Here is an 8,216-nt window from a genome sequence, read left to right on the forward strand (position 1 = left end):
GGGGCGCCGACCGGTGCGCCCGGGTCAGGTCTGGTCGGCGTCGCGGGGCGGCTCGGCCTCGGGCCCGGTGCCGACGCGTGGGCGCCACAGCACGACGTCGGTGGCGCGACGCACGCGCGTGCCGCGGCGCAGCGTGATGACCGCGCCGCTCGCGCCCGCCGCGAAGACGCGCGCACCCGGCCGCTGGCTCGCCTCGGCCTGCACGCGCTGCTCCAGCTCGCGCACCTGCCGGCGGAGCGTGCGCACCTGGTCCTCGAGGTCGAGGATGCGGGCGATGGCCGGCAGGCTCATGCCGCCGACCGACAGTCGGGCGACCTCGCGCAGCTGCTCGACGTGACGCAGCGAGTAGCGGCGCGAGCCGCCCTGCGTGCGCGCCGGCACGACCAGCCCCAGCCGGTCGTACTGGCGCAGGGTCTGCGGATGCATGCCGGCGAGCTCGGCCGCCACCGCGATCGCGAGGATCGGGGCGTCGTCGTCGACCTCGGCCATCATCCCGTCCTCAGCTCCGGCATCCGAATCCTCCACCGGAACAGGAGATCTGGCGGACGCAGGACGCTTCGCGCGGAATCGTCCTGTACTCACCAGATCTCCTGTTGCGAGAAGGCATGTCAGCCCCGCGCCCTGCTCAGCAGGTCGGCCCGTGGGTTCTCGGTCGGCTCCAGCTCGTGGAACCTCTCCAGCGCCTCGCGCGCGGCCCCGTCGAGGTGCGACGGCACGACGACCTGGACCTCGGCGAGGAGGTCGCCGGTGCCCTTGCTCGTGCTGACCCCGCGCCCCTTGACGCGCAGCACGCGCCCCGACGGCGTCCCGGGAGCCACGCGCAGCTTGACCGGGTCGCCCCCGAGCGTCGGCACCTCGATCGTCGCGCCCAGCGCCGCCTCGGTGAACGTCACCGGCACCACGACGCGCAGGTTCAGCCCCTCGCGCGTGAACACCGGGTGCGGCCGCACCGTGACCGAGACGACGATGTCGCCCGCCTCGCCGCCGTCGGGCGATGGACGGCCGCGGCCGCGCAGCTTGATCTTCTGCCCGTCGGAGACCCCGGCCGGGATCTTCACCTTGAACGGCTTGCCGTCCTCGCCCTGCAGCGTGATGGTCTCGCCCTTGGTCGCGGTGACGAAGTCGATCGTCGTGCGCGCCGTCACGTCGGCGCCGCGCTGCGGACCGCCGTAGCCGCGGAACCCGCCGCTCGACTGGCCGAAGCGGCCGGAGCCGAAGCCCCCGCCGCTCTGCTGCCCGAACATCGAGAAGATGTCGTCGAAGTCGGCCTGCTGGTAGCCGCCGCGCGACTGCCCGAAGCGGCTGAAGACGTCCTCGAAGCCGCCGGCGCCCTGGCCGCCCGCGGTGAAGCGGGCGCCCGAGCCCATCGCGCGGATCTGGTCGTACTCCTCGCGCTGCTCCTTGTCGGAGAGCACCGAGTACGCCTCGCTGATCTCCTTGAACTTCGCCTCGGCCGCGGCATCGCCCTGATTGGAGTCGGGGTGGTACTTGCGCGCGAGCTTGCGGTACGTCTTCTTCAGATCGGCGTCGGAGACGTCCTTCGAGACGCCCAGCATCTTGTAGAAGTCCTTGTCGAACCAGTCCTGACTGGCCATGCGGGATGCCTCCTACTCGGCCGGGACGGCGACGACGACCTTCGCGGGCCGCAGCTCGGTGGCCCCGAGGCGGTAGCCCACCTCGACGACCTCGAGGATCGTCGGCTCGGCGACGCCGGGAGTCGGGGCCTGGAAGATCGCCTCGTGCTGCTGCGGGTCGAACGCCTCGCCCGCCGCGCCGTAGGCGACGACGCCGAGACGCTCCACGACGCCGCGGACCTTCTCCGCGATGGCGGCGAAGGGAGTCCCGCCCTCCAGGTCGCCGTGCTTCTGCGCGCGGTCGAGGTCGTCGAGCACCGGGATGAGGCCCTTGACGACCGCGCCCTTGGCGCGCTCGATCTCGAGCTCCCGCTGCTCCTCGGTGCGGCGCCGGTAGTTGGCATACTCCGCCTGCAGGCGCTTGAGGTCGAGCAGCAGCGTCGACTCGAGGTCGGCGATCACCGCGTCCTCGGCCGCGGCATCCGCGCTCTGCTCGGCGCCGAGGATGTCCTCGACGGTGAGCGGCTCCCCCTGCGGGTCGGGGCCGGAGGCTGTCGCCTCCGACCCCTGCTCGCCGGGGACCTCGTCGATCGGCTCTTCGAAGTCCTTGTCGGTCATGCGTCCTACTTCTTCTCGTCCTCGTCGTCGACGACCTCGGCGTCGATGACGTCCTCGTCCGAGGATGCCTCACCATCGGACGAGCCGGTGGGAGCCTCGCCCGAGGCGTCCTGCGCGGCGGACGCCTGCGACGACGCGTAGATCGCCTCGCCCAGCTTCGTCTGGCTCTGGTTCAGCTTCTCGAACGCCGTCTTGACGGCGTCGTCGTCATCGCCGGCGAGCGCGGTCTTGAGCGCGTCGACGTCGGCCTGGACCTCGGTCTTGACGTTCTCGGGCAGCTTGTCGTCGTTGTCCTTGATGAGCTTCTCGATCGAGTACGAGAGGGTCTCGGCCTGGTTGCGGACCTCGGCGGCCTCGCGGCGCTTCTTGTCCTCGGCGGCGTGCTCCTCGGCCTCGCGCACCATGCGGTCGATGTCGTCCTTGGGCAGCGACGAGCCGCCGGTGATCGTCATCGACTGCTCCTTGCCGGTGCCCTTGTCCTTGGCGGACACGTGCACGATGCCGTTCGCGTCGATGTCGAAGGTGACCTCGACCTGCGGGATGCCGCGCGGCGCCGGCGCGATGCCGGTCAGCTCGAACGTGCCCAGCGGCTTGTTGTCGCGCGTGAACTCGCGCTCGCCCTGGAAGACCTGGATGGCCACGGACGGCTGGTTGTCGTCGGCGGTCGTGAAGGTCTCGCTGCGCTTGGTGGGGATGGCCGTGTTGCGCTCGATGAGCTTGGTCATGATGCCGCCCTTGGTCTCGATGCCGAGGCTCAGGGGGGTCACGTCGATGAGCAGGACGTCCTTGCGCTCGCCCTTGAGGACGCCGGCCTGGAGGGCCGCGCCCACGGCGACGACCTCGTCGGGGTTGACGCCCTTGTTCGGGTCCTTGCCGGTCTCCTTCTTGACCAGGTCGCTCACCGCGGGCATGCGGGTCGAGCCGCCCACGAGCACGACGTGGTCGATGTCGGCGACCTTGATGCCGGCCTCGCGGATGACGTCGTCGAACGGCTTCTTGGTGCGGTCGAGGAGGTCCTTGGTGAGGTCCTCGAACTTCGCGCGGGTGATCGTCTCGGACAGCGACACCGGGCCGTTCTCGGTGAGCGAGAGGTAGGGCAGGTTGACGCTCGTCGAGGTCGAGCTCGACAGCTCCTTCTTCGCCTGCTCGGCGGCCTCCTTGAGGCGCTGCAGCGCGATCTTGTCACCCGAGACGTCGACGCCCGTGGTGGCCTTGAACTGCTTGATCAGGTAGTCGACCAGGCGCTGGTCCCAGTCGTCGCCGCCGAGGCGGTTGTCGCCCGCGGTGGCGCGCACCTGGATCGTGGAGAAGTCGTCGTCCTTGCCCACCTCGAGGAGGGACACGTCGAACGTGCCGCCGCCGAGGTCGAAGACCAGGATGAGCTCGTCCTCCTTGCCCTTGTCGAGGCCGTAGGCGAGGGCCGCGGCGGTGGGCTCGTTGATGATGCGCAGGACGTTCAGGCCCGCGATCTCACCGGCCTCCTTGGTGGCCTGGCGCTCGGCGTCGTTGAAGTACGCGGGCACGGTGATGACGGCGTCCGTCACCTTGTCGCCGAGGTACTCCTCGGCGTCGCGCTTGAGCTTCTGCAGGATGCGCGCCGAGATCTCCTGCGGCGTGTAGGCCTTGCCGTCGATCGACTGGGTCTTCCAGTCGGTGCCCATGTGGCGCTTGACGGACGTGAGCGTGCGGTCGACGTTCGTGACGGCCTGGCGCTTGGCGGTCTCGCCGACGAGCACCTCGCCGTCCTTCGTGAACGCGACGACCGAGGGGGTGGTGCGGAAGCCCTCCGCGTTGGCGATGACCTTCGGCTCGCCGCCCTCGAGGACGCTCACGACCGAGTTGGTCGTGCCGAGGTCGATTCCCACTGCACGTGGCATGTGTGTCTCCTTGTGTTGTGACGTGAAAGATGAAGCCTTCGAGCTTGAGCCGGATCGACTCAACTTCGCTCAGGGACCAGGTTAGCCCGCGGCATCCGTCCTGTCAAACCGAACTTGATATGAGTTCACTCAACTTTTGCCGAACGCGGGACGGCCCTCGGACGCGTCCCGCCCGGCACAATGAGAACGTGACGCTGCCCTGGGACTTCCGGCCGATCCACGGCGAGCGCGTGACGCTCGACCTGCTGCGCCCCGACGACTTCGAGGCGATGTACGCGATGCAGTCGGATGCCGACGTGTGCCGCTACCTGCTCTACGAGCCGCGCAGCCGCGAACAGGTCGCCGAGGCGCTGAAGCGCGACGCGGCGGCCACGCGCCTGGAGGAGCCCGGCGACTTCCTGCAGCCCGCGATCCGAGACGCCGACGGCCGCTTCCTCGGCACGATGTACCTCGCGCTGCACAGCGCCGAACCCGATCGCACGGCCGAGATCGGCTGGATCCTCGCCCCCGGGTCGCAGGGGCGCGGCTACGCGCTCGAGTCCGCGCGGCTCGTGCTCGACCTCGCGTTCGGCGAGATCGGGCTGCACCGCGTCTACGCCGAGCTCGACCCCCGCAACACCGCGTCGGTCGCCCTGTGCGAGCGGCTCGGGATGCGGCACGAGGCGCACTTCGTCGAGCACATGTGGCTGAAGGGCGAGTGGAGCGACACCGGCCACTACGCGATCCTCGAGCGCGAGTGGGCGCCGCACGACGCCGGGGGCCTCGCGGGCTGACGCGCCGATCAGGCGGATGCCGCGGCGCGCTGACGCGCGCGCCGCTCGGCCTGCCGGGCCTTCGCCCAGCGCAGGAACGCGGGGTTGTCGGGGATGCGGGCGAGCACCGGCCCGATGACGATCGTGATGAGCACGTACGCGGTCGCGAGCGCGGCGAGCGAGCGGTCGGCGCCCGCCGAGACGGCGAGGCCGGCGATGACGATCGAGAACTCGCCGCGCGGCGTGAGCGCGAACCCGGTGCGCCAGCGGCCCGCCTCGCCGATGCCCGCGCGGCGCGCCGCGAGATAGCCGGTCAGCACCTTCGTCGCCATCGTCACCACCGCGAGGGCGAGGGCGGGAAGGAGCACCGGCACGAGGGTCTGCGGGTCGGTGGACAGCCCGAAGAACAGGAAGAAGACCGACGCGAAGAGGTCGCGCAGGGGCATGAGGAGCTGCGTCGCGTGCTCGGCGGCGGGGCCCGAGATCGCGATGCCGACGAGGAACGCGCCGACCGCGGCCGAGATGTTGGCCTCGGCGGCCAGGCCAGCCACCAGGAGGGTCAGGCCCAGCACCGAGAGCAGCAGCACCTCGGACTCCTTCGACCACACCAGCCGCGAGACGATGCGGCTGTGACGGAGGGCGATGTAGAGGATCACGAGCACCGCGGCGAGCGCGATCGCGACCGTCGTGACGGTGCTGCCGAGGTCGAGGCCGATGAGCACGGCGGTCAGGATCGGCAGGTAGAACGCCATCGCGAGGTCCTCGAGCACGAGCACCGACAGCACGACGGGCGTCTCGCGGTTGGTGAGGCGCCCGAGGTCTTGCAGCACCTTGGCGATCACGCCCGACGACGACACCCACGTGATGCCGGCGAGCGTGAGCGCGCCCACCGGGCCCCAGCCGAGCATGAAGCCGAGGATCGCGCCGGGCACGGCGTTGAGGGCCATGTCGAGGAGGCCGGCCACCTTCGACGAGGTGAGGTTGCCCACCAGCTCGCTCGCGTTGTACTCCAGCCCCAGCATGACCAGGAGCAGGATGACGCCGATCTCGGCGCCGAGCTCGATGAACTGCTCCCCCTGCGAGATGGGGAACAGGCCCCCCTTGCCGAAGGCGAGCCCGCCGAGCAGGATCAGCGGGATCGGCGAGATGCCGACCCGCATCGCCAGGCGGCCGAGGAGGGCCATGCCCAGCAGAAGCGCCCCGATCTCGATGAGAGCGAGTGCGCCGTGTTCCATCGGGGATCAGGCCCCGCTGATGATGCGGACGAGCTTGTCCAAGCCCTGCCGGGTTCCGACCGAGACCAGCGTGTCGCCCGCCCGCAGCGGGTCGGCGGGCTCCGGCGCCGGGACGACCCCGTTGGGCCGCACGATCGCGACGATCGAGCACCGCGTGAGCGTGCGCGCCTTGGTGTCGCCGAGGGTCTTGCCCACGAACGGGGAGTCGGCGCGCACGGGGATCTGCTCCATGTAGAGGCCCGCGATCTGCTCGCGCAGGCCCGCGAGCTGCGTCAGGATGAGCGACCCGCCGAGCACCTCCGAGAGCGCGATGGCCTCGTCGTCGGTGAGCTCGACGGTGTCGTCGGCGCGGTCCGGGTCGTCCTCGTCGGAGAGGGCGAGCTCGCGGCGGCCGTCGCGGAAGCTGACGACCGAGAGACGACGTCCGTCGTCGGTGAGGATGTCGTGGCGGACTCCGATTCCGGGCAGCTCGACGCGCTCGACTGGCACAGGCATTGTTACATCATGCACCCGCGGGCGACTCCGCCGGTACACGGAGCTCCTGACAGGTGCCGACGGCATCCCGTAGCGTGTGACCTGTGAGCGGCACCGACGCGCCCGTACCCCCGAACCTGTCCACGGCGGCGATGAGCGCGATGCCCGACGATCGATCCGTCCCGCGCAGGCAGGTCTGGTCGTGGGCGATGTGGGATTGGGCGACGCAGCCGTTCAACTCCGTCATCCTCACGTTCGTCTTCGTCTCGCTCTACCTCGTCTCGGACAGCTTCCTCCCCGCGGACGTCGCGGCGCAGAACGCCGACGGCGCGCTCGTGTGCTCGCGCGCGTCGGATGCCGCGACCGCGTACTGCGAGGGCCTGTCGGATCTCGCGGAGTGGTACGGCTGGATCGGGTTCGCCGCCGGCATCCTCGTCCTGGTGCTCGCACCGGTGCTCGGGCAGCGCGCCGACGCGCGCGGCAACAAGAAGCGCTGGGTCGTCGGCGCGACGGCCGCCCTGGCGCTGCTGCAGTTCGGGCTGTTCTTCGTGCACGCCGAGCCCGTCTACTTCTGGCTCGGCGCCGTGCTGGTCGCCCTCGGATCGGTCGCCTCCGAGATCGCCGGCGTCAACTACAACGCGATCCTCGTGCAGGTGTCGACGCCGCGCACGATCGGGCGCGTGAGCGGCCTGGGCTGGGGGCTCGGCTACATCGGCGGCATCCTGGCCCTCGTCATCGTCGTGCTGCTCAACCAGCTCGACTGGTTCGGCCTGGACGTGTCGGGCGGGCTCGCGTATCGGCTCATCGCGGTCGGCGCCGCGGTCTGGACGGTCGTGTTCGCCCTGCCGTTCGTGATCAACGTGCCCGAGACGCCGGCGCGCACCGACCGCGAGCACGTGAGCTTCTTCCGCAGCTACGTCGTCCTCGTGCGCGACGTCGCGGGGCTGTGGCGCGCACACCGGCCCACGTTCTGGTTCCTGATCGCGAGCGCGATCTACCGCGACGGCCTCGCCGGCGTGTTCGCGTTCGGCGGCGTGCTCGCCGCCGTCTCGTTCGGCTTCAGCCCCAACGAGGTCATCCTGTTCGGCGTCGCGCTCAACCTCGTGGCGGGGGTGTCGACGATCCTGGCCGGCCGGCTCGACGACCGCTTCGGCGCGAAGGCGGTCATCGTGGCGGCCCTCGGCATCATGGTCGCGAGCGCCCTGTTCATCTTCTTCTTCCGCGAGGGCGGGAAGTCGATCTTCTGGATCGGCGGGCTCATCCTGTCGGCGACCGTCGGCCCCGCGCAGGCGGCGAGCAGGTCGCTGCTCGCGCGCGTCACCCCGCACGGGATGCAGGGCGAGATCTTCGGGCTCTACGCGACGACGGGACGGGTCATGAGCTTCCTGTCGCCGCTGCTGTGGTCGCTGTTCATCGCGTGGTTCGGCGCGACGCACTTCGGCATCCTCGGCCTCGTGATCGTGCTCGCGGCGGGCCTCGCGGTGCTGCTGTTCGTGCGCCTTCCGAAGCACGTGCGCATGAGGTGAGCCGCCCGGGCGGTCCGACGCCCGGATCGTGCGATGGGCGATTCCGATGCCGCGCGCGGTCGTTCCCGGTCCGCGCGGCGCGGCTCGCGATGGCGGCCCGGGCGACCGGCTCAGCGCGGCCAGGCCGCGGCGAGCTGCGTCAGCAGGCGCGCGAGCTCGG

At 70.7% G+C, this 8,216-nt stretch carries 8 protein-coding genes; 2 read left to right on the plus strand and 6 right to left on the minus strand.

Annotated features, from left to right (window positions below; all coding sequences use genetic code 11):
- Positions 1-24 precede the first annotated feature (24 nt).
- From WML84_RS10680 to dnaK, 4 genes are all read right to left on the minus strand, one after another.
- Complete coding sequence (locus WML84_RS10680; protein ID WP_347346128.1) at positions 25-489, minus strand: MerR family transcriptional regulator; 465 nt, start codon at positions 487-489, stop codon at positions 25-27.
- A gap of 119 nt (positions 490-608) precedes the next feature.
- On the minus strand, positions 609-1,595 hold the full coding sequence (locus WML84_RS10685) for a DnaJ C-terminal domain-containing protein (protein ID WP_347346129.1): 987 nt from the start codon (positions 1,593-1,595) through the stop codon (positions 609-611).
- 12 nt (positions 1,596-1,607) lie between these two features.
- Positions 1,608-2,192 (minus strand): nucleotide exchange factor GrpE, encoded by a 585-nt coding sequence (locus WML84_RS10690; protein WP_347346130.1) that lies wholly within the window; start codon positions 2,190-2,192, stop codon positions 1,608-1,610.
- A 5-nt stretch (positions 2,193-2,197) separates the two neighbouring features.
- Positions 2,198-4,069, minus strand: a complete 1,872-nt coding sequence (gene dnaK / locus WML84_RS10695) for a molecular chaperone DnaK (protein ID WP_347346131.1) — start codon at positions 4,067-4,069, stop codon at positions 2,198-2,200.
- A gap of 188 nt (positions 4,070-4,257) precedes the next feature.
- Here dnaK and WML84_RS10700 point away from each other — a divergent pair, with 188 nt between their 5' ends.
- The gene (locus WML84_RS10700; protein WP_347346132.1) at positions 4,258-4,842 is read left to right on the plus strand and encodes a GNAT family protein; all 585 of its coding nucleotides are present in this window, start codon (positions 4,258-4,260) and stop codon (positions 4,840-4,842) included.
- An 8-nt stretch (positions 4,843-4,850) separates the two neighbouring features.
- On the opposite strand, the gene WML84_RS10705 is transcribed toward WML84_RS10700, so the two are convergent.
- Entirely contained in the window at positions 4,851-6,056 is a 1,206-nt protein-coding gene (locus tag WML84_RS10705; protein ID WP_347346133.1) for a cation:proton antiporter, read from the minus strand.
- Between the two features lie 6 nt (positions 6,057-6,062).
- Complete coding sequence (locus WML84_RS10710; protein ID WP_347346134.1) at positions 6,063-6,551, minus strand: TrkA C-terminal domain-containing protein; 489 nt, start codon at positions 6,549-6,551, stop codon at positions 6,063-6,065.
- 83 nt (positions 6,552-6,634) lie between these two features.
- On the opposite strand from WML84_RS10710, the gene WML84_RS10715 reads away from it, so the two are divergent.
- Positions 6,635-8,056, plus strand: a complete 1,422-nt coding sequence (locus WML84_RS10715) for an MFS transporter (RefSeq protein ID WP_347346135.1) — start codon at positions 6,635-6,637, stop codon at positions 8,054-8,056.
- The last annotated feature ends 160 nt before the right edge of the window (positions 8,057-8,216 follow it).

Source organism: Microbacterium sp. (genome assembly GCF_039812165.1).
In the GTDB taxonomy this organism is placed as follows: Bacteria; Actinomycetota; Actinomycetes; order Actinomycetales; family Microbacteriaceae; genus Microbacterium.

Excerpts from the sequence above, each read along its gene's own strand:
- WML84_RS10680 (WP_347346128.1), bottom strand. The coding sequence starts at position 489 with ATGGCCGAGGTCGACGACGACGCCCCGATCCTCGCGATCGCGGTGGCG.
- WML84_RS10685 (WP_347346129.1), bottom strand. The coding sequence starts at position 1,595 with ATGGCCAGTCAGGACTGGTTCGACAAGGACTTCTACAAGATGCTGGGC.
- WML84_RS10690 (WP_347346130.1), bottom strand. The coding sequence starts at position 2,192 with ATGACCGACAAGGACTTCGAAGAGCCGATCGACGAGGTCCCCGGCGAG.
- dnaK (WP_347346131.1), bottom strand. The coding sequence starts at position 4,069 with ATGCCACGTGCAGTGGGAATCGACCTCGGCACGACCAACTCGGTCGTG.
- WML84_RS10705 (WP_347346133.1), bottom strand. The coding sequence starts at position 6,056 with ATGGAACACGGCGCACTCGCTCTCATCGAGATCGGGGCGCTTCTGCTG.
- WML84_RS10710 (WP_347346134.1), bottom strand. The coding sequence starts at position 6,551 with ATGCCTGTGCCAGTCGAGCGCGTCGAGCTGCCCGGAATCGGAGTCCGC.